The sequence below is a fragment of the Sphingomonas sp. ABOLG genome (assembly GCF_003950435.1).
In the GTDB taxonomy this organism is placed as follows: Bacteria; Pseudomonadota; Alphaproteobacteria; order Sphingomonadales; family Sphingomonadaceae; genus Sphingomonas; species Sphingomonas panaciterrae.
The window spans coordinates 148,924-167,877 of sequence record NZ_QQWW01000004.1; the positions used below are offsets into that span (position 1 = coordinate 148,924).

Here is an 18,954-nt window from a genome sequence, read left to right on the forward strand (position 1 = left end):
GCGGGAAAGACTATTCGGCGCGGCGGACGTAGGTCTGCTCGTACACGTCGACCACGATGCGCGTGCCGCTTGCGATGTGCGGCGGCACCATCACGCGCACGCCATTGTCGAGCACGGCCGGCTTGTAGCTGGACGAGGCGGTCTGCCCCTTCACCACGGCGTCCGCCTCGACGATCGTCGCCTCGATCGTATCCGGCAGCTGCACGCTGATGGCTTCCTCTTCGTAGAGTTCCATCACCACGTCCATGCCATCCTGCAGGAACGCGGCGGCATCACCAAGCAGATCGCGCGGCAGCGTCACCTGGTCATAGGTTTCCTTGTCCATGAACACGAGGCTGTCGCCCTCAGCGAACAGGAACTGGAAATCCTTGGTATCAAGGCGAACGCGCTCCACCGTTTCCGCCGAGCGGAAACGCACGTTATTCTTGCGACCATCGCGCAGGTTCTTGAGTTCGACCTGCATATAGGCGCCGCCCTTGCCGGGCTGCGTATGCTGGATCTTCACGGCGCGCCAGATGCCGCCTTCATACTCGATAATGTTACCCGGACGGATATCGACGCCGCTGATCTTCATGGTCTATACCTGCTGGAAAGAGCGATGGGCGCGTCTAGCGGCGAAGTGCCGATCCGGCAAGCAGCGGGTATGGATTGACCGGCGTTCCCTGATGCCAGCGCTCACCCGGCGCCATCCGGTTGACCGCGAAATGCAGGTGCGTGTTGCCCGCCCCTGCGTTGCCCGTGTCGCCGACAAATCCCAGCAGCGTGCCGCGCTGAACCGGTGATCCTTCGCGGATTCCCGGGGCGTAGCCGGCGAGATGCGCATAATAATAGATCCATTCCCGGCCCGGCGAGCGGACGTAGAGCGTGGTGCCGCCGGCGGCGCTTTCGAAGAGCTTTTCCACCTGCCCCGGGGCGGCCGCGAGGACCGGGGTTCCGCCCGGGGCGGGGATGTCGATCGCCTGGTGCGCGCGGGTGCCGTCGCCGCGGCTGTCGCCCCAGCTGTCGGCGATCTGATCCGCCGAAACCCCTGCGACGGGCATACCGATCGTGGCCGCGACCGCGGGTTCAGCGGGGGGTATCGGCCGGTCTGCGGAGAAGTTTGGCCGCTTCTGAGGAGCGACTGGCCCGAAGGACAGCATGGAGGCGAAACCGATCACCGCCAGCAGGATGAGGGACAAGATCGTTCCGCCCAGCCGCGTCATTGCATCCTGGCTCCCCTGCCGGTTCCAACCAAGAGAAGGCAGGGGCCGGAGCCTCTACCTTCATCATCGGCAAACCGATCAGGCGGCGGTTGTTTCCCGCCGGGCGACGGCTGAGCGTCGTGCTCAGCCGAGCGCGGCGTTGAACGCGCGGACGGCCGCTGCCTCGTCACCGCTCCAGACCGCGCCCGACGCGGCGATGAAGTCCGCGCCCGCAGCAACGAGCGGCGGCGCGTTTTCTGGGGTGATCCCGCCGATCGCCACGCAGGGCAATTCGAACAGGGTCGACCACCAGGACAGGATCACGGGTTCGGGGCGATGCTTCACCTGCTTGGTGGTGGTGGGATAGAAGCTGCCGAAGGCGACATAGTCCGCACCCGCGTCCCCCGCCTCCATCGCGAGGTGGCGGCTGTCGTGGCAGGTGACGCCGATCTGGACGCCGGGGCCGAGGATCTGCCGCGCCTCGCGCGGGTCGCCATCCTCCTGGCCGAGATGGACACCGTCGGCGCCGAGCCGCTTGGCGAGCGAGATGCTGTCGTTGACGATGAACGCCACGTCGCGGTCGGCGCAGACGCGCTGCAGCGGCTCGGCGAGACGCGCGGCATCATGCTGGTTGATGTCCTTCACGCGATATTGGAACGCGGCCACGGGGCCAGCGTCGAGCGCGCGGGCGAGACGGTCCGGGAAAGCGCCGGCAACGTCGAGCGGGGAGATCAGATAGAGCTGGCACGGCGGGCGACGATCGTCGCGCTTGAACGCGGCAGCAAATTCGGGGTCGAGCGGGCCCAGGGGATCTTCGATCATTTCCCTCGCCTAGCCGCACGGACACGCATACGGAAGCCCGTGGCCAACACCTGCCCCCCGCCCCGCGTGCAACGAACGCCGTGCCTGCCGCGTTTACCCGCGATGATGGCACTTCGTTCGAGAGCCTTCGCCCTGCCGGCAGCGGCCGGCATCCTGGCGGTGCTGGCCGGGTGCAGCCAGCCGGCGAAGCAGGTGGCGCAGCTGCCGCCCGCGCCGACCGCGATCGCGCACCAGCCGCCGCCGGTTGCACCGCCGCTGACCCTCGCGGGGACGCGCGCCGCTGCCGCCGCCACTGCGATCAACCCCTATGTCGGCGGCGCCGCGATGCTGGGCAACCGGACCATCGCGGAGAATTGCGCCAGCGCCCCCAATCTGCGGATGCTGACCCGGGCGATCAGCCTGAGCACCGCGCGCCAGACCTTGTCCGCGGCCAGCCCGGTCACCGTCTTCGCGCCCACCGACAGCGCCTTCGGCCGCCTGAACCGCGGTGCGGTGAACCAGCTTCTTGCCCCCGCCAACCGGCCTGCGCTGGACCGGGTCATGAGCTATCACATGGTGCCCGGCACGATCACCCTCGCCGACCTGCGCGGGCGGATCGCCGCCGCGGGGGGATCGGTGCAGCTGCCCACGGTCGCGGGCGTGCCGCTGACCGCAACCAGCGACGGACAGGCGATCGCGCTGATCGATGCCAATGGCAGCAAGAGCTATGTCGAGACGCCCGACGTCCAGCAGGTCAACGGGATCGTTCATGTGGTGAACGGGGTGCTCGTTCCCCGCATGGGCTGACGGCGAGGGCCTAGCCCCCCTCAGCCGCGCCAGCGCGCGGCGGCCGCATCATCGGTGCTGCGCGCGTCGACCCAGCGCGTTTCCGCGCCCAGCCGCTCCCGCTTCCAGAACGGCGCATCGGTCTTCAACCGGTCGATGAGAAAGGCGCAGGCGTCGAGCGCGGCGGCGCGGTGCGCCGAACAGGCGGCGACGAACACGATCCGGTCGCCGGGGTACATCGGCCCGACCCGGTGCACGATCGTCACCCCCGCGAGCGGCCAGCGCGCGGACGCTTCCGCGACAAGCGCCTCGAGCGCCCTCTCGGTGGCGCCGGGATAATGTTCCAGCGTCAGTTCGGTGACGCCATCGTCACCGCGCACCAGACCAGTGAAGGTCGCGACGGCGCCGCCCTGCGTGTCGCCCGCGCCCTCGGCCAGCGTCATTTCCGCGGCGATATCGATCGGCGCGTCGCTGACCACGACGCGGATCATCCGCCCGTCACCGGGGGGAAGATCGCGATCTCCGCCGCGCCGTCGATCGGCGTATCGAGGGGCACGAAGTTCTGGTCACGTGCCGCCCGCAGCCGGTCGCGCCGAGCAAAGGCGGTGGCGTGCGCCTCGGACCGACCGGCGAGCCAGTCCACCAGATCGGCAATCGTGACCACGGCGGCCGGTGGGGCGACATCCTCCTCGGGCACGCCGACCTGCTCACGCACCCACGCGAAATACACCATCCGCATGGCCGATCAGTCCATATGCCGGAGGCCAGCGCGCAGATAATCCCACCCGGTGATCAGTGTCAGCGCGGCGGCGCCCCAGAGCGAGACCAGCCCGACCAGCTTGATCCAGCCGAGCGCGGGCAACGCGCCGGCGAGGATCAGCGCGCCGAACGAGACCAGCTGCAACGCGGTCTTCCACTTGGCGAGGCGCGAGACTGGGAGCGACACCTGAAGCCCCGCGAGGAATTCGCGCAGGCCCGAGACCGCGATTTCCCGCAACAGGATGATCAGCGCGGCGATGATGTGAACGCCGGTAATGACGGCGATGTCATTGTGCCGCGTGCCGACCAGCATCAGGATGACCGCCGCGACCATGATCTTGTCAGCGATCGGATCAAGGAAGACGCCCAGTTTCGAGACGGTACCCTGCGCGCGCGCCAGATAGCCGTCGAAATAGTCGGTCAGGCCCATCAGGCAGTAGAGCGCGAACGCAAGGCCGAAGCCGGTGTGCCAGCTGGGCCACCAGAGCAGCGCCACCAGCGCCGGCACGGCGACGATTCGCGACAGGGTGAGAAGGTTGGGAAGCGATAACACGACAGCAGACTTAAACCGGCAGCGCCCCGGTGCAAGCCTGCTCACCGTGCCGATCGGGTCCATGGGGCGGCATCGATCGTACTATGCGCAGGGTTGGCATGACCGTCGACCAACGGCTATGCCCGCCTCCATTCTGCCACAACCGGGCCATTTTGCGCCATGATCAATGCCCTCGGGCTTCTTAAACGGCGGCGCTTCCTGCCGCTTTTCATCACCCAGTTCCTCGGCGCGTTTAACGACAATCTGTTCAAGACCTCGATGGTCCTGTTCGCGACGTACGAAATTTTCGCGAGCGAAACGCAGGAAAGCTTCTTCAACGCGCTGGCCGCCGCGCTCTTCATCCTTCCTTATTTCATCTTGTCGGCGCTGGCCGGGCAGCTGGCGGATACGACCGACAAGGCGCGCATCATCCGGCTGGTGAAAATCGCCGAGTTCGTGATCATGGCGATCGGTTGCGCCGGGTTGCTGCTCGCGCGGACAGGGCAAGTGACGCTGCCGGTCGCGCTGATGCTGCTGGCGATCGTCGGGCTCGGCATCCATTCGACCTTCTTCAGCCCGATCAAGTACGCCATCCTGCCGCAGCATCTGGAGGATGAGGACGTGCTGGGCGGCACGGGCCTGGTCGAGGCGGGCACGTACCTGTCGATCCTGCTCGGCACGATCGTGGCCGGGTTCATCTACGAATCGATCGCCCTCATTGCGACGACCACCTTCCTCGTTGCGCTGCTGGGCTATATTTCCGCGCGGCTGGTGCCCCCCGCCCCGCGCCTCGGCCCGCCGCTGAAGCTCGATTTCCATCCGCTGCGCGCATCGTGGCGGCTGGTGGCGGGCACGATGCACATCCCGCGGCTGTTCCTCGCGATCTGCGCGATCAGCTTCTTCTGGACGATCGGATCGGTCCTGGTGGTGATCTTCCCGCCGCTGGTGAAGAACGTGCTGACCGCGGACGCCAGCGTCGCCAGCCTGGTGCTCGCCATCTTCTCGGTCGGCGTGGCGATCGGATCGGTGGTGATCAACCTGATGCTGCGCGGGCAGATCTCGGCGCGCTATTCGCCCGCGTCGGTCATCGCGATGGGCGCGGCGGTGCTTGCCTTCTGGTTCGTCGCGACCCGCTGGGATGCCGCGCCTGCGGGGACGCTGTACGACATTCCCGCGTTCGTAACGCATCCGGGCGCGCCGCTCGTCCTGCTGACGTTGCTGTTCGTGGCGACATTCGGCGGCATGTTCGTGGTGCCGCTCTACGCCTTTCTCACCACCACCGTGCCCAAGGACCAGACCGCTCGCACCGTGGCGGCGAACAATGTCGTTAACGCCGGCGCGATGACGATCGGCTCGGCCGCGGTGGCGGGGATCACGGCGCTGGGGGCGACGGCCAGCCAGTTGCTGCTGGTGGTCGCTGGCATGTGCCTCGTCTCGGCATGGATCGCGCAGCGGCTGCACCGCGCCTGCGACTGACCCGCGGGCGCGACCGTCAGCTCGGGCGACGGGCGATCACATCATCAAGGTGTAGAAGCAGATGAAGAAGGCGGTGAAGCTCAGCACGAACAGCTTCAGATCCTGATCGTCGTCGCGCCGATCGCGCCCCTTGGTAGGCGGCGCCATCGTCTGGCGGATCGGGTGGCGGAAGGATGACGGAGGAGGCTGACGATCCATAGGCAATGGTTAACGCCGCATTTACCTTTTCGCACCCGCCATTCGTGACCGCGGTGCGCAACTGTCCAAGGATGATACAGGAGAGAGAAATGCCCCTTTACGAATTCCGCGGCCGGCGGCCCGTCTGTCACGAGACCGCCTGGGTTGCGCCCAGCGCCGATCTGGTCGGAGACGTGCGGCTGGCGGAGGATAGCAGCGTGTGGTTCCGCGCGGTGATCCGGGGCGACAATACGACCATCCCGATCGGCGCGCGCAGCAACATCCAGGAAGGCGCGATGCTCCATTCCGATCCGGGCGCGCCGCTGACCATCGGCGAGGATTGCACGATTGGCCACCATGCCATCCTTCATGGCTGCACGATCGGCGACCGCGTGCTGATCGGCATGGGTGCGACCGTCCTTAACCGCGCGGTCATCCCCGATGACTGCATCGTCGGCGCCAACGCGCTGGTCATCGAAGGCAAGACCTTCCCGCCCGGCAGCCTGATCGTGGGCAGCCCGGCGCGCGCGGTGAAGCAGCTGGACGAGGCGGCGATCGCATCGCTGAAGGTCTCGGCAGCGCATTATGTGCAGAATGCACGCGATGCCGGCGACAACCTGCGCCGGGTGGACTGAGCGTCCTTTACGATTGTTCAGGGAGCCGATGGTACATGCTGGACAGATAGTTTCGGGGAGGACATAACCAAAATTATGTCTGTCCCAGCGATCCTTTCTCGCCTGCGGTTGCCGGTCATCGGCTCCCCGCTTTTCATCATCTCCGGGCCCGATCTGGTGATCGCGCAGTGCAAGGCGGGGATCGTCGGATCCTTCCCGGCGCTCAACGCGCGGCCGCAGGGGCTGCTTGACGAGTGGCTGCACCGCATCACCGAGGAGCTGGCGGCGCACAACCGCGACAATCCGGATCGCCCCGCCGCGCCCTTCGCGGTGAACCAGATCGTGCACAAGTCGAACGACCGGCTCGAGGCGGATCTGGCCACCTGCGAGAAGTGGCAGGTGCCGATCACCATCACCTCGCTCGGCGCGCGCGAGGAATTGAACCAGGCGGTGCACAATTGGGGCGGGATCACGTTCCACGACGTGATCGACGACCGGTTCGCGCGCAAGGCGATCGAAAAGGGCGCCGACGGGCTGATCCCGGTGGCGAGCGGTGCGGGCGGCCATGCCGGCCGCCTGTCGCCCTTCGCGCTGGTCAGCGAGATCCGGCAATGGTTCGACGGCCCGGTCGCGCTGTCGGGCGCAATCGCGACCGGCGATGCGGTGCTCGCCGCGCAGGCGATGGGCGCCGATTTCGCCTATATCGGATCGCCCTTCATCGCGACGGTCGAAGCGAATGCCGATGAGGGCTACAAGAATGGCATCGTCGAGGGGAAGGCGGCCGATATCGTCTATTCCAACCTCTTTACCGGCGTGCACGGCAATTACCTGCGCGGCTCGATCGAGCGGGCTGGGCTGGACCCCGACAATCTGCCCCAGGGCGATTACAAGACGATGAACTTCGGCCAGAATTCGAACGGCGAGCCGGCGAAGGCAAAGGCGTGGCGCGACATCTGGGGATCGGGCCAGGGCATCGGCGCGGTGCAGAAGGTGGAAACCGTCGCCGAGCGGATCGACCGCATGGAGCGCGAATATAATGCCGCGCGCGCGCGGCTGCAGCTGTCGGCTGCCTGAGTATCGGGCGCTGCGCCGGAATGTCGCCGGCGCCGCGCCTGATGGTACGTGATGATTGACGCGGGAAGGCGATCCCTCCCGCGTTTGTCACCAGCCGGATTTAGGCCTGGGCGTCGTCGCCTTCGTCAGCGACAGTGTCGCCGCCGGTCTGGAAATAGGCCTCGACCGGGCCGCTCAGCTTGATCGTCAGCGGGCGGCCGTGGCGATCGACCTTCTTGCCCAGCGCGACGCGGATCCACCCCTCCGAGATCGAATATTCCTCGACATCGTTGCGCTCGACACCCTTGAACCGGATGCCGATGCCGCGTTCCAGCGTCGGCTGGTCGAAATACGGGCTCGAAGGATCGATCGAAAGATGGTCGGGGGGCGTATCGGTCATGGCCGCGCGCGTAGCCGATCCGATCGCGGTGCCCAACAAAAAAAGCGGCGCGGGAAGCGTTGCTCCCCGCGCCGGTCCCTGCGTGCTGGTGGGACCCCGGCCTAGCGGCAGATGCGCACCGGCACCCGGCCGCCGTAATAAGGATCGTAGCGCCACTGCTGGAAACAGCGCGGGCGATAATTGTAGCGGTAGTTGTTGTAATACCGGCGCGGCGCCCAGCCACGGCGGTCGTAACGATCGTAATAGCCGTCATAACCATAGCCGCCCCAGCGACCACGATCGTTGGACGACGCGATCGCCGCGCCAAGGCCAAGCCCGATGACGCCGCCGATCAGCGCGCCGGCAGCAACATCGCCGCCGCGATCATAGCCACGCGGGCGCCAGCGCTGCGCCTCCGCCGGCGCGGCGGCGGCAAGGGCGGTGGCGGCCATCGCCGTCCCCAGCCCCGCCTTCATCAGAAAACCGTTCATCTCGAACCTCCTCATACAGCTACGCTCGGTCCGCTCTCCCGGTGCAAACGCATGATGCGGCGAGCGCGTTCATGCTACTTGCGCGATTCGGGCTGAACCGGCTCGGAATGTCGCGTTCACAAGGGGTTTAGGGAAAAGACATGGCCTATTGGCTGCTCCGGTCGGAGCCGGACGTTTACGGTTGGGATGATCTGGTCCGCGAGGGCGAGACCGAGTGGGACGGCGTGCGCAACTATACGGCACGCAATTTCCTCAAGGAGATGGAGCCCGGCGACCAGGCGATCTTCTACCATAGCAACAAGGAAAAGGCCGCGGTCGGCGTGATGGAGATCATCCGCGCATGGCAACCCGATGGCGACAAGGAACAATGGGCCAAGGTGCGGGTCCGCCCGGTAGAACGGCTGGCCAACCCGGTACCGCTGGCGACGATGAAGAGCGACCCGCGGCTCGCCAGGCTGGAGGTGCTGCGGCAGAGCCGGTTGTCGGTGACGCCGGTTCGCGACGAGGAGTGGGACGTGTTGATGGAATTGGGCGGCGCAGTCGGCTGACGCGTGCAGCCGGCGGCGGGGAACAGCGTCAGAACTCGCGCACGACGCGCAGGCCCGCGGTGGGCCGCGCGCGGTGGGCGCGCAGCTTCTCCACGCCAAGCGACAGCTGGACGTTGGCGGCGTGGGAGACGCGCCGGTGGATCTGCGGGCTGAGCTTGACGCTGCGTTCGGCGCCGCCGGCGACGTTCAGCTCGGCGCCCAGGATCGTGCCGGGTCGCGCATCGTAGAACAGCGCATGGTTGAGCAGCAGGCCATTGCGTCCCGTCCGCCGACCCAGGCTGATATCGTCGAGCCCGATCATGTTCATCGTGCTCCAGCGCGCGTTGAAGCGGTGGCCGGCGAGGTACAGCAAGGTGTTGGTGTAGCGGCCGCTGTCGCGGTGATAGATGCCGAGATACTGCACGCCATGCGCGCTGCGCCCGTCCGCCGACACGCCGAGCGAGGATTGCAGGCCAAGCTTGTAGGCTGCCAGCCGGCGGCCGTCGAACGGCAGCTCGAACTCGATCGCATGCCCCCGGGCAAAGGCATATTCGATCTCTGGCGCCCATTCGGTCTCGTTCGCGCCGAAGGGCGAGCCGGTCTGGGCAAGGACATTGACCTCCAGCTCGCCGCGCTCCGCGCCGAGCGGGCGGACCATGTCGAAGATCATCGGCTCGGGGATCGAGGGATAGGTGCTGGCATGAGCGGCGCCGGCCAGGAAGGCGAGCGGCACCAGGGCACAGGACAGGCGCATGAAGTCTCCCGTTTTCACGAACGGTGACGCCTATGGGCGCGGCGGCCTGCCTTCCAGTCGCCAGGGCGTTTCCGACGACATTGTAACGTTTGCCGGGAGCGCGGGCGTGACCGCGCGTCGCTCCGCCGAGGCGCGCAGGCCAGCCTCGATCAAGGACATGGTGGCAAGTGCCTCTTCTGGCGGAACGGGATTGGGCCCCTCCCCGCGGATCGCGGCCACGACGCCCCGGTAGAAACGGCGCTGATCGCCGCTGACCGTGGCAACCGCCCGGCTGCCGGCGCCGTCGTGGAGGATCGCGGGATCGGGATCTTCCCCCCAGCCCGGCACGCCCGGGATCATGCCGGCCAGCAATTGCGCCTCCTGCTGATCGGGCATCGCCTTGACCAAAGTACCGCCCGTTCCATGCACCACGAAGCGCGGGCTGCCGCCGGCCGACAGCATGGAAGCGTGCACGATTACCCGCTTGTCGGGATAGGCGAGCACGGCGTGCGCCCAGTCATCAGCCTGCCCGCCCGGGCGAAGCACCGCCAGATCGGCCTCGATCCGCTCGGGCATGCCGAACAGATGCACCGCCTGATCGATCAGATGCGGCCCCAGATCATACCAGATGCCCCCGCCCGGCACGCGCCGCTCGCGCCAGCGATCGCGCACCTGCGGGCGGAAACGGTCGAAATGGCTTTCGAAATGGACAACCTGCCCCAGGTCGCCGCGCGCGATCGCTGCCGCGACGGTGAGGAAGTCACTGTCCCAGCGGCGGTTGTGAAAGACGCTGACGAGCCGCTTTGCCCGGCGAGCGGCGTCGACCACCGCGGCGGCATCGGCGAGCGTCAGCGCGAAGGGCTTGTCGACCACGACATGCTTGCCGGCGTCCAGCGCCGCCATCGCGAGCGGGGCGTGACGATCATTGGGCGTGGCGATCACCACCAGATCGATGTCGTCGCGCGCGATCGCCGCCTCGGGCGTCGCCTCGACCGCGACATCGCCGAGCGCGGCGCGCACCGTATCGGGACGCGAGGAAGCGACCGCAGCGATCCGCAGCCCCTGGGTGGCGCCAATCAGCGGCGCGTGAAACACCCGGCCGGCATAGCCGAAGCCGATCAGCGCAACGCGGCAATCATCCATGACCTTTTCTCTCCGCTGTCACGCGCGGGAGTGCAAGTCGCGACCTGCTGGGATGGGCGCAGGAGAAAGCCAGACACACGAACGCCGCCTCAGCCGGGGTGCCAGCAGCGCTGGCGTCCCGCGGCGAAGCGGCGTCGAATTGTCCGGGCCGATCACGACCCGTCCGGCAACAAGGATCAGGCGGCTTCGGCCGACCGCTTGTGGCGCTTGCGCTCGTTCGAATCGAGGTAGCGCTTGCGCAGGCGGATCGTCTTGGGCGTCACTTCGACCATCTCGTCGTCATCGATGTACGCAATCGCCTGTTCCAGCGTCATCTTCTTCGGCGGGGTCAGGCGGATCGCATCGTCCTTGCCGCCCGATGCGCGGAAGTTGGTCAGCTGCTTCGCCTTCATCGGGTTGACCTCAAGGTCTTCCGTCTTGGCGTTCTCGCCGATGATCATGCCCTCGTAGAGCGCCTCGCCATGGCCGACGAACAGGATGCCGCGCGCCTCGAGCGGGCCGAGCGCGTAGGACTGTGCCTCGCCGGCGCCGTTGGAGATCAGCACGCCGTTCTTGCGGCCCTCGATCGGGCCCTTGTGCGGGCCATATTTCTCGAACAGCCGGTTCATGATGCCCGTGCCGCGCGTGTCGGACAGGAACTCACCATGATAGCCGATCATGCCGCGCGACGGCGCGGAGAAGGTGATGCGCGTCTTGCCACCGCCCGACGGACGCATGTCGGTCATCTCGGCCTTACGCAGGTTCATCTTCTCGACGACGGTGCCCGAATGCTCCTCGTCCACGTCGATGATGACGGTTTCATACGGCTCGAGCTTCTTGCCGTTCTCGTCCTCGCGGAACAGCACGCGCGGGCGGCTGATGCCGAGCTCGAAGCCCTCGCGGCGCATCGTCTCGATCAGAACGCCGAGCTGAAGTTCGCCACGGCCGGCGACTTCGAAGCTGTCGCGGTCGGCCGATTCGGTCACCTTGATCGCGACGTTCGATTCCGCCTCGCGGAACAGGCGGTCGCGGATCATGCGGCTCGTCACCTTGCTGCCCTCACGGCCCGCCATCGGCGAATCGTTCACGGCGAACCGCATCGACAGCGTCGGCGGATCGATCGGCTGCGCCTGGATCGCCTCGGTCACGGTGATGTCGGCGATGGTGTTCGACACGGTCGCAACGGCAAGGCCGGCGAGGCTGATGATGTCGCCGGCGCGCGCCTCGTCGGTCGGCACGCGCTCAAGGCCCTGGAAGGTCATGATCTTGGACGCGCGGCCCGTCTCGATCACCTTGCCGTCCATGTCGAGCGCGTGGATCGGCTGGTTGATCTTCACCGTGCCCGAATTGACGCGGCCGGTGAGCACGCGGCCAAGGAAGTTGTCACGATCGAGCAGCGTCACGAGGAAGGTGAACGGCGCGTCGACGTCGAGCGCCGGCGGCGGGACGTGATCGACGATCTTCTGGAACAGCGGGGTCAGCGTGCCCTCGCGGCGATCCGGGTCCTCGCTGGCGTAGCCGTTGCGGCCCGAGGCGTAGAGAACCGGGAAATCGAGCTGCTCGTCGGTGGCGTCGAGGCTGACGAAGAGGTCGAACACCTCGTCCAGCACTTCCTGGATCCGCTGGTCGGGACGGTCGACCTTGTTGACGACGACGATCGGACGCAGGCCCAGCGCCAGCGCCTTGCCCGTCACGAACTTCGTCTGCGGCATCGCGCCTTCCGACGAATCGACCAGCAGGATCACGCCGTCGACCATCGAGAGAATACGCTCCACCTCGCCGCCGAAGTCGGCGTGGCCCGGGGTATCGACGATGTTGATACGGGTGCCTTCCCACTCAATCGAGGTCGGCTTGGCCAGAATGGTGATCCCGCGCTCTTTCTCGAGATCATTGGAGTCCATGGCGCGCTCTTCGATGCGCTGATTGTCTCGAAAGGTGCCCGACTGGCGAAAGAGCTGGTCGACAAGAGTAGTTTTGCCATGATCGACGTGCGCGATGATGGCGATGTTGCGCAACTGCATCGGAATTCCTGAATGGCCGCGGCCCTCGCGGCGTTGAGGCGCCGTTAGCCTATTTGCTGCGCTGCGGCTAGAGCCGGCAGAACAGCCGGGCAGAGATGTAGTTCCCTGCCCGGCCGATCATCTCATCAGAAACGGCCGTACAGCTCTATGCCGTAGAAGCGCGGTTCGCCGGCGATATAGGTCGGCGTGCCGAACGTGCCACCGGTGTTGCCCGCGTCGATCAGATAGCGTTCGTTGGTGAGGTTGCGGGCAAAACCGCCGATCCGGTAGCGGCCGTCAGCAAACTCCACCCCGGCACGCACGTTGACCAGCGTATAGCCGTCCTGGCTGATCTCCTCCCGGTTGGGCAGTTCGAAGAACACCTTGCTCTGATAGCTCGCCGAGGGCGTGGCGTAGAAGGTGACGCCGTCCGCCAGCGGCAGGCGAAGCGATGCGCCGCCCGCCGCGATCACCTCCGGCTGGAGGCGGAAGCGGTTGCCGGCGAAGGCGTTGGTGCCACCGCCGGGCAGCGGCTTGTCGCTGATCCCGCCGTCGATATAGCCGAAGCTGCCGAAGACGCTGAGGAAGCGGGTCGGGCGCCAGGTGCCCTCCAGCTCGACGCCAAGGTTGTTGGCGGTGCCGGCGCTTTGCGTGGTCACGCGGCCGTCGGGATCGGTGACGCTGACCTGGAAGTCGTCATAGGTCTGGTAGAAGACCGACAGCGTACCAGACAACGTGCGGCTGCCCGCCTTGATGCCGGCTTCGTAGTTCCAGACGGTTTCCTCCGGCACGATCTGCAGCGCGGGGATCGCACCGGCCGGGCCGGCGGCGGAGCCGAGCTGCACCACGGGCGAGCGACGTCCCTTGCTGACGGTGGCGAAGACGTTGAGGTCGTTGGTCACACGGTAGAGCGCGTTCACGCGCGGGAGCACCGCGGCGAAGCTGCGCTCCGCCACGAACTTCGCACCGCCGGTGCCGACCGTGCCGAGCAGGCTGGTGCGCACGCCGAGCGGGGCGAGCAGCACCGAATTGGGCTGGATCGCGCTGTAGCCCGACTGGCGATCCTCGATCAGCACGCGCGCGCCGGCGGTCACCTCAAGCGCGTCGGTCGGGATCCAGGTGGCGTCGGCAAACACCGAATAAGTGTCGTTGTTGCCATAATTGGTGAATTCGGAACTGTAGGGCACGACCGTCGCGGCACCGCGGGACAGGATCTGCGTGGCCTGCGCGGCCAGGATGGTGCCGTTGGGCGCGATGCAGTTGGTGCCGATCGGCAGGCCAGCGGCGTTCAGCGCGGCGCGCACCTGCGCATAAGGCGCGGCGATGGAACAGGCGATGTACGTGCCCTCCTCGGTCGAAAAGGGTACGCGCTGATAGCCGTTTTCGAAAAAGGCGTTCCAGCCGAACGAGGCGCGATAGCGCTCCCCGGTGAAGTTGAAGCGGCCTTCGTGGCTCCACTGGTCGCCCTTCGCATCCTCGGCGAATTCGAGGTACCAGGCCGGACCGCCATCGGCGTCGAACGTCTCCAGCGCGTTGAAGCGACGATAGCCGTTGACGGTGGTGAAGGTGACGCCGGGCGCGACATCGACGTTGATCGTCAGGTTCGCGTCATAGACGTCGCGGTCGAGCCCGAGCTTGCGCTTGCCGAGCACCTCCTGGCTGAACGGCGATCCGGAAAGCTCTGCATAGCCGAAGTCGCCGGTCTGCCCGCCGGTGGGCGCGAACACACGGCTCTTGAAGGCGGTGCCGGGATTGCGCTGCCCGTCATAGGTGAGGACGAGATCGGCGGTGACGGCGTCCGACGGCGTCCAGCGCAGCGAGCCGCGGATGCCGCGCTGATCCTGGCCGTTCAGATCATCCTGATCGACACGGCCCTGGTTCTGGTTCGGCACATCCGGATCGCCGGCGATGTTGCGGACATAGCCGTCGCGATATTTGTACGCGAAGGCGAGGCGCGCCGCGAGCGTATCGTTCCCGGCGTTGAGGAAGCCCGACACCTGCGCGCGATCGTAATTGCCATAGCTCGCGAGCAATTCACCCGAAAAGCCCGGCTGCGGCTTCGCCGAGACGATGCTGACCGCGCCGATTGCGGCGGCGGTGCCGAACAGCGTCGCCTGCGGGCCCTTGACCACCTCGAGCCGCTCGAGATCGAAGAGGTCCTGATACGCCCCGCGAGACCGGCTGATGTCGACGCCGTTATAGTAGAGCGTGACGCGCGCGCCCTGCTGCGAGGAGCCGGAGTCCGAGGTGATGCCGCGGATCACGAAGCCGGGGTTGTTCGCGCTCTGCTCCTGCACGCGCAGGCCCGGGACGAACAACGCCACCTCGGCAAGCGAATTGACGCCGATCTCGCGCATCCGTTCCTGCGTGACGGCGGTGACCGCGAGCGGCACGTCCTCGATCCTTTGCTCCACCTTCTGCGCGGTGACGACGATATCGCCATCATCTCCCGGCACCTGAGCCTGGGCGAGTGCGGCCGTCGAAGAACAGGCGAGCAGCGTTGCGACGACGCCGCCCGAGAAGGCGCGGTTCATGATATTCCCCCGAATGTTCTGGCTGTGGTGAGCGGCCGCTAGGCCCCTGTCGTGGCAGCTTCGTTACTTTTCCGTGCCAATCGAAAGACAGCGCGTGAAATCAGGCACGTTTGCGCGTGTCCGACCAGCGTATTATATCACTGGTACACTTGAACGAAGCACCGTCAGCCGCCATCGTGGAGGCTGACGCTGGAGGATGTAGATGGCGACCACCCCTGAAACGATCACCGCGACGGACACGGCGCTGAAGCTGACGCCGCCCGACCCGGTGCCCACCGTGACGGCGGAGAAGGCCGCGGGACTTGTACCGGTCGAGGAAGGCGTGAAATCGAAGCTGGAGGAACGCGCCGATTACGCCGTTCAGCAGCTGATGGAGCGCGACGCCAACAGCCCGGAATTCGGCAAGGTGGTCGATGCGATCACCAACATGGGCGCCAAGGAAATCCGCGATGCGGCGGGCCAGTCCAACCGCTTCCTCGATCGACCCGTTCGGGCGATGGATCAGGAAACCGGCGTCGGCAAGGATCTCGCCCAGCTGCGCCGCGTGGTCGAGGATCTCGACCCCGGCAAGAAGGGCAATCTGACCGCGCCGCAGAAGCTTTTCGGGATCATCCCGTTCGGCAACAAGATGCGCAATTATTTCGACAGCTACAAATCCAGCCAGACGCACATCGCCTCGATCCTGAAGAGCCTGGCGTCGGGCAAGGACGAGCTGTTGATGGACAATGCGTCGATCGACACCGAACGCGCCAATCTGTGGAGCGCGATGGGGAAGCTGGAACAGATGATCCAGCTGTCGAAGATGCTGGACCAGAAGCTGGAGGACAAGGCGAACGAGCTGGACGCGACCGATCCGGCCAAGGCGAAGGCGATCCGCGAGACCGCCCTGTTCTACGCCCGGCAGCGGACACAGGACCTGCTGACCCAGATGGCGGTCACGGTGCAGGGCTATCTGGCGCTAGACCTGGTCAAGAAGAACAATGTGGAGCTGATCAAGGGCGTCGATCGCGCATCGACCACCACGGTCGCGGCGCTGCGCACCGCGGTGACGGTGGCGCAGGCGATGACCAACCAGAAACTGGTGCTGGAACAGATCACGCAGCTCAACACCACGACCGCCAACATCATCGATTCGACCGGCAAGCTGCTGCGGTCCAACACCGCGCGCATCCATGAGCAGGCGGCGAGCTCCGCCATCCCGCTTGAGACGCTGCAGCGCGCGTTCCAGAACATCTACGAGACGATGGACGCGATCGACACGTTCAAGCTGAAGGCGCTGGATTCGATGAAGACCACCGTCGACACGCTGTCGGGCGAGGTCGAGAAATCGCGCGGCTATATCGCCCGGGCGGAAGGCGCAGCGCAGAACCGGCTGGGCAATTCGCCCGAGACCTTCAAGCTGGAGTCGCTGTGACCTCGCACGAGACCGATCAGGCGCTGTCGAGCGCGCGCAACACGCTCGATCGCGTGCGGCTGCAATCGTTCGACACGCTGCCGGGCACGCGCGCGGTCAGCCGGCGGCCGCGGCAACGGCGCAGCGTGGCGAAGCGCGTCGCGGCGATCGGCGTGGCCAATGCCGCGATCCTGTTTGCCGCGGCGATCATCGGCATCGCGATAATGCCGATCGGGCTGTTCGGCGCGTTGGCGGTGCTGATGATGATGGCGGCAGTGACGCTCGCGATCGCCTTTGCACCCGGCCCCCGCCCGGTGACTCATGAAAAGCTGGCGCGCAGCGACCTGAAGGCGCTGCCGATGCAGACGACGCGCTGGCTCGATGCGCAGCGACCGGCCCTGCCCGCGCCTGCCGTCCAGATCGCCGACCGAATCGGCCTCCGGCTCGACACGCTGGGCAAGCAGTTGCAGACGGTCGGCGACGAAACGCCCGCCGGTGCCGACATCCGCCGGCTGGTCGGCGAACAGCTGCCCGATTTCGTCCGCGACTATCAACGCGTGCCGCCCGAACTGCGCGCTACCGAGCGCAACGGCAAGACGCCCGACCGCCAGCTGATCGAGGGGCTGGAACTTATCGAGCGCGAGATCGGCCAGATGAGCGAGGAGCTTGCCCGCGGTGATCTCGATTCGCTCGAAACGCGCGGCCGCTTCCTCGAGATGAAGTACAAGGATGGCGACCCCGCGTGACGATCGGCGGGGAACACTGCCGCTCGTTCAGCTAAGCCATCTTCATTAAACGACGCGACATTGTCATCGAAATGGGGTAGCGCGGCGGGCATGAACGAACGCGTCCGTACCTTCGAAGGCATCCACAATTTCCGTGACTATGGCGGCTATGCGGCGCGCGATGGCCGGCTGAGGAGCGGGATCCTCTGGCGGTCCGGCCAGCATGGCGCCGCCACCCCCGACGACCTCGCCGGCGTGGCGCAGATCGGCCTGTCGACGGTGATCGACCTGCGTGGCGACAGCGAGCGGCAGTCGATGCCCTGCCTGCGGCCCGAGCCGTTCGATGCCGTCGTGCTGTTCGCGGCGGGCGAGACCGTCGGCTCCGAACTGGCGCCGCACGAAGAGGCCGGGCGCGGCATCGCGACGGCGGCGGAGGCGAAGGAGGCGATGACGCGGCTCTACGTCAACATGCCCTATCGCGAAGTGCTGGTCCGCTCGCTGAGCCTGTATTTCGACGCGCTGGCCACCCGCGAGGGACCCAGCCTTCTGCACTGCCTGGCGGGCAAGGACCGCACCGGGCTTGCGGCGGCGCTGCTCCACCGCCTGCTCGGCGTCCACGAGGATGACGTGATGGCGGATTACCTCCTCACCAACGTCGCGGGCAATCAGGCGCGCCGGATCGCAGCCGCGGGCGATTCGATCCGTGAACGCTATGGCGACCAGATCACCGACGGCGCGATCGTGACGTTGATGGGTGTCGATGCGGATTACCTGCACGCCGCGACGCGCTCGATCGAGGAGCGTCACGGATCGGTCGAGCAATATGCCGAGGCGGTGCTGGGCGTGGATGCAGCACGCCGCGAGGCGCTGCGCCAACGACTGATCGAGTGAGCCGGAGCAGCGGCAGCACCGTGACAATTTGCGACACTTTTGCGGCGCGCTGACAAACACGCGCGACAATCGGTGCGCATATGGGTCCCATGACGGGAAGCAAGAGCTTCTCTTTCAGGAAGGACCCGTAAGTCAATGAAACGCTTTATCTTTGCAGCCGCCCTCGCTGGTACCGCAATCTCCGGTGCGGCCATCGCCCAGACTGCCGCCCCCGCCGCTGCCGCGCAGCGTGGTCCCGGCGCTGCCGACACCAACCGCGACGGTGTGGTGACCCGTGCCGAGGCGCTGGCCGCTGCTGATGCCCGCTTCGACCGGCTCGATGCGGACAAGAACGGCAAGCTGACCGCTGGCGAGCACCGCGGTCGCCGTGGCGGCGCTGAGGCGGAGGTAACCCGCGAGCAGTTCCGTGAACGTGCCGGCCAGCGCTTTGATCGCATGGACGCGAACAAGGATGGCCGCATCGATGCGGCCGAGCGCCAGGCGATGCGCGACAAGTGGAAGGGCAAGCGCGGCGGTCGTCATGGCGGCGGCGGCATGGGCATGATGATGGGTGCCGATGCCAACCGCGACGGCGTGCTGACCAAGGCCGAAGCCGTTGCAGCGGCCGGCGCCATGTTCGACCGCGTCGACACCAACCGCGATGGCCGCATCGACGCGGCCGAGCGGCAGGCCGCCCGCGGCGCGATCAAGATGCGCGGTGCCCCGAACGGCGAGGCTCGCCCGGCGCGCTGAGCCCGCGCCGTGCGCGCAACCGATGACCGGAGCCGGGCGACGATCATG

The 18,954-nt window shown here is 66.7% G+C and carries 21 protein-coding genes; 9 read left to right on the forward strand and 12 right to left on the reverse strand.

Annotation, left to right across the window (positions count from 1 at the left end):
* Positions 1–10: 10 nt before the first annotated feature.
* From efp to thiE, 3 genes are all read right to left on the reverse strand, one after another.
* Entirely contained in the window at positions 11–574 is a 564-nt protein-coding gene (gene efp, locus CA236_RS06325) for an elongation factor P (RefSeq protein WP_046410650.1), read from the reverse strand.
* A gap of 34 nt (positions 575–608) precedes the next feature.
* Positions 609–1,202: a M23 family metallopeptidase gene (locus CA236_RS06330; protein ID WP_125944976.1), complete on the reverse strand. Its 594-nt coding sequence runs from the start codon at positions 1,200–1,202 to the stop codon at positions 609–611.
* 123 nt (positions 1,203–1,325) lie between these two features.
* Positions 1,326–2,003 carry a thiamine phosphate synthase gene (thiE, locus tag CA236_RS06335; RefSeq protein WP_125944977.1) on the reverse strand — a complete coding sequence of 226 codons (678 nt, stop codon included), beginning with the start codon at positions 2,001–2,003 and terminating at the stop codon, positions 1,326–1,328.
* Between the two features lie 105 nt (positions 2,004–2,108).
* On the opposite strand from thiE, the gene CA236_RS06340 reads away from it, so the two are divergent.
* On the forward strand, positions 2,109–2,789 hold the full coding sequence (locus CA236_RS06340) for a fasciclin domain-containing protein (RefSeq protein WP_164518884.1): 681 nt from the start codon (positions 2,109–2,111) through the stop codon (positions 2,787–2,789).
* 20 nt (positions 2,790–2,809) lie between these two features.
* On the opposite strand, the gene CA236_RS06345 is transcribed toward CA236_RS06340, so the two are convergent.
* Genes CA236_RS06345 through pgsA form a run of 3 tightly spaced genes read right to left on the reverse strand, consistent with a single transcriptional unit; the run spans position 2,810 to position 4,080 of the window.
* Positions 2,810–3,259, reverse strand: a complete 450-nt coding sequence (locus CA236_RS06345; protein ID WP_125944979.1) for a molybdenum cofactor biosynthesis protein MoaE — start codon at positions 3,257–3,259, stop codon at positions 2,810–2,812.
* Positions 3,256–3,507: a molybdopterin converting factor subunit 1 gene (gene moaD / locus CA236_RS06350; RefSeq protein ID WP_125944980.1), complete on the reverse strand. Its 252-nt coding sequence runs from the start codon at positions 3,505–3,507 to the stop codon at positions 3,256–3,258. The genes CA236_RS06345 and moaD overlap by 4 nt, the downstream gene beginning before the upstream one ends.
* A 6-nt stretch (positions 3,508–3,513) precedes the next feature.
* Entirely contained in the window at positions 3,514–4,080 is a 567-nt protein-coding gene (gene pgsA / locus CA236_RS06355; protein WP_125944981.1) for a CDP-diacylglycerol--glycerol-3-phosphate 3-phosphatidyltransferase, read from the reverse strand.
* Between the two features lie 159 nt (positions 4,081–4,239).
* On the opposite strand from pgsA, the gene CA236_RS06360 reads away from it, so the two are divergent.
* From CA236_RS06360 to CA236_RS06370, 3 genes are all read left to right on the forward strand, one after another.
* Complete coding sequence (locus CA236_RS06360; RefSeq protein ID WP_125944982.1) at positions 4,240–5,535, forward strand: MFS transporter; 1,296 nt, start codon at positions 4,240–4,242, stop codon at positions 5,533–5,535.
* A gap of 287 nt (positions 5,536–5,822) precedes the next feature.
* A complete protein-coding gene (locus CA236_RS06365) occupies positions 5,823–6,347 on the forward strand; it encodes a gamma carbonic anhydrase family protein (RefSeq protein ID WP_125944983.1) in 525 nt (174 codons plus the stop codon).
* A 75-nt stretch (positions 6,348–6,422) separates the two neighbouring features.
* Positions 6,423–7,400 carry a nitronate monooxygenase family protein gene (locus CA236_RS06370; protein ID WP_046410661.1) on the forward strand — a complete coding sequence of 326 codons (978 nt, stop codon included), beginning with the start codon at positions 6,423–6,425 and terminating at the stop codon, positions 7,398–7,400.
* Positions 7,401–7,500: 100 nt separating this feature from the next.
* On the opposite strand, the gene CA236_RS06375 is transcribed toward CA236_RS06370, so the two are convergent.
* Positions 7,501–7,779, reverse strand: a complete 279-nt coding sequence (locus CA236_RS06375; protein WP_125944984.1) for a DUF3297 family protein — start codon at positions 7,777–7,779, stop codon at positions 7,501–7,503.
* A gap of 101 nt (positions 7,780–7,880) precedes the next feature.
* The gene (locus tag CA236_RS06380; protein ID WP_125944985.1) at positions 7,881–8,249 is read right to left on the reverse strand and encodes a hypothetical protein; all 369 of its coding nucleotides are present in this window, start codon (positions 8,247–8,249) and stop codon (positions 7,881–7,883) included.
* A 140-nt stretch (positions 8,250–8,389) separates the two neighbouring features.
* On the opposite strand from CA236_RS06380, the gene CA236_RS06385 reads away from it, so the two are divergent.
* Positions 8,390–8,797, forward strand: a complete 408-nt coding sequence (locus tag CA236_RS06385) for an EVE domain-containing protein (protein ID WP_046410665.1) — start codon at positions 8,390–8,392, stop codon at positions 8,795–8,797.
* A gap of 28 nt (positions 8,798–8,825) precedes the next feature.
* On the opposite strand, the gene CA236_RS06390 is transcribed toward CA236_RS06385, so the two are convergent.
* The 4 genes from CA236_RS06390 to CA236_RS06405 all read right to left on the reverse strand — a co-directional run bounded on the left by CA236_RS06390 (position 8,826) and on the right by CA236_RS06405 (position 15,165).
* The gene (locus tag CA236_RS06390) at positions 8,826–9,530 is read right to left on the reverse strand and encodes a hypothetical protein (protein ID WP_241212542.1); all 705 of its coding nucleotides are present in this window, start codon (positions 9,528–9,530) and stop codon (positions 8,826–8,828) included.
* Between the two features lie 30 nt (positions 9,531–9,560).
* Positions 9,561–10,652, reverse strand: a complete 1,092-nt coding sequence (locus tag CA236_RS06395) for an oxidoreductase (RefSeq protein ID WP_125944986.1) — start codon at positions 10,650–10,652, stop codon at positions 9,561–9,563.
* Between the two features lie 176 nt (positions 10,653–10,828).
* The gene (gene typA / locus CA236_RS06400) at positions 10,829–12,652 is read right to left on the reverse strand and encodes a translational GTPase TypA (protein ID WP_046410670.1); all 1,824 of its coding nucleotides are present in this window, start codon (positions 12,650–12,652) and stop codon (positions 10,829–10,831) included.
* 125 nt (positions 12,653–12,777) lie between these two features.
* The gene (locus tag CA236_RS06405) at positions 12,778–15,165 is read right to left on the reverse strand and encodes a TonB-dependent receptor (protein ID WP_125944987.1); all 2,388 of its coding nucleotides are present in this window, start codon (positions 15,163–15,165) and stop codon (positions 12,778–12,780) included.
* Positions 15,166–15,367: 202 nt separating this feature from the next.
* On the opposite strand from CA236_RS06405, the gene CA236_RS06410 reads away from it, so the two are divergent.
* The 4 genes from CA236_RS06410 (at position 15,368) to CA236_RS06425 (ending at position 18,906) form a co-directional block, all read left to right on the forward strand.
* Complete coding sequence (locus tag CA236_RS06410) at positions 15,368–16,579, forward strand: toxic anion resistance protein (RefSeq protein ID WP_046410673.1); 1,212 nt, start codon at positions 15,368–15,370, stop codon at positions 16,577–16,579.
* Complete coding sequence (locus CA236_RS06415) at positions 16,576–17,304, forward strand: hypothetical protein (RefSeq protein WP_052742597.1); 729 nt, start codon at positions 16,576–16,578, stop codon at positions 17,302–17,304. Before CA236_RS06410 ends, CA236_RS06415 begins: the two co-directional genes overlap by 4 nt.
* 90 nt (positions 17,305–17,394) lie before the next feature.
* Complete coding sequence (locus tag CA236_RS06420) at positions 17,395–18,174, forward strand: tyrosine-protein phosphatase (RefSeq protein WP_125944988.1); 780 nt, start codon at positions 17,395–17,397, stop codon at positions 18,172–18,174.
* A 135-nt stretch (positions 18,175–18,309) separates the two neighbouring features.
* Complete coding sequence (locus CA236_RS06425) at positions 18,310–18,906, forward strand: hypothetical protein (protein ID WP_125944989.1); 597 nt, start codon at positions 18,310–18,312, stop codon at positions 18,904–18,906.
* Positions 18,907–18,954 lie beyond the last annotated feature (48 nt).

Bases quoted from the DNA above. Each gene is read 5' to 3' on its own strand.
- efp (WP_046410650.1), bottom strand. From the start codon at position 574: ATGAAGATCAGCGGCGTCGATATCCGTCCGGGTAACATTATCGAGTAT.
- CA236_RS06330 (WP_125944976.1), bottom strand. From the start codon at position 1,202: ATGACGCGGCTGGGCGGAACGATCTTGTCCCTCATCCTGCTGGCGGTG.
- thiE (WP_125944977.1), bottom strand. From the start codon at position 2,003: ATGATCGAAGATCCCCTGGGCCCGCTCGACCCCGAATTTGCTGCCGCG.
- CA236_RS06340 (WP_164518884.1), top strand. From the start codon at position 2,109: ATGGCACTTCGTTCGAGAGCCTTCGCCCTGCCGGCAGCGGCCGGCATC.
- CA236_RS06345 (WP_125944979.1), bottom strand. From the start codon at position 3,259: ATGATCCGCGTCGTGGTCAGCGACGCGCCGATCGATATCGCCGCGGAA.
- moaD (WP_125944980.1), bottom strand. From the start codon at position 3,507: ATGCGGATGGTGTATTTCGCGTGGGTGCGTGAGCAGGTCGGCGTGCCC.
- CA236_RS06360 (WP_125944982.1), top strand. From the start codon at position 4,240: ATGATCAATGCCCTCGGGCTTCTTAAACGGCGGCGCTTCCTGCCGCTT.
- CA236_RS06365 (WP_125944983.1), top strand. From the start codon at position 5,823: ATGCCCCTTTACGAATTCCGCGGCCGGCGGCCCGTCTGTCACGAGACC.
- CA236_RS06370 (WP_046410661.1), top strand. From the start codon at position 6,423: ATGTCTGTCCCAGCGATCCTTTCTCGCCTGCGGTTGCCGGTCATCGGC.
- CA236_RS06375 (WP_125944984.1), bottom strand. From the start codon at position 7,779: ATGACCGATACGCCCCCCGACCATCTTTCGATCGATCCTTCGAGCCCG.
- CA236_RS06380 (WP_125944985.1), bottom strand. From the start codon at position 8,249: ATGAACGGTTTTCTGATGAAGGCGGGGCTGGGGACGGCGATGGCCGCC.
- CA236_RS06385 (WP_046410665.1), top strand. From the start codon at position 8,390: ATGGCCTATTGGCTGCTCCGGTCGGAGCCGGACGTTTACGGTTGGGAT.
- CA236_RS06390 (WP_241212542.1), bottom strand. From the start codon at position 9,530: ATGCGCCTGTCCTGTGCCCTGGTGCCGCTCGCCTTCCTGGCCGGCGCC.
- CA236_RS06395 (WP_125944986.1), bottom strand. From the start codon at position 10,652: ATGGATGATTGCCGCGTTGCGCTGATCGGCTTCGGCTATGCCGGCCGG.
- typA (WP_046410670.1), bottom strand. From the start codon at position 12,652: ATGCAGTTGCGCAACATCGCCATCATCGCGCACGTCGATCATGGCAAA.
- CA236_RS06405 (WP_125944987.1), bottom strand. From the start codon at position 15,165: ATGAACCGCGCCTTCTCGGGCGGCGTCGTCGCAACGCTGCTCGCCTGT.
- CA236_RS06410 (WP_046410673.1), top strand. From the start codon at position 15,368: ATGGCGACCACCCCTGAAACGATCACCGCGACGGACACGGCGCTGAAG.
- CA236_RS06420 (WP_125944988.1), top strand. From the start codon at position 17,395: ATGAACGAACGCGTCCGTACCTTCGAAGGCATCCACAATTTCCGTGAC.
- CA236_RS06425 (WP_125944989.1), top strand. From the start codon at position 18,310: ATGAAACGCTTTATCTTTGCAGCCGCCCTCGCTGGTACCGCAATCTCC.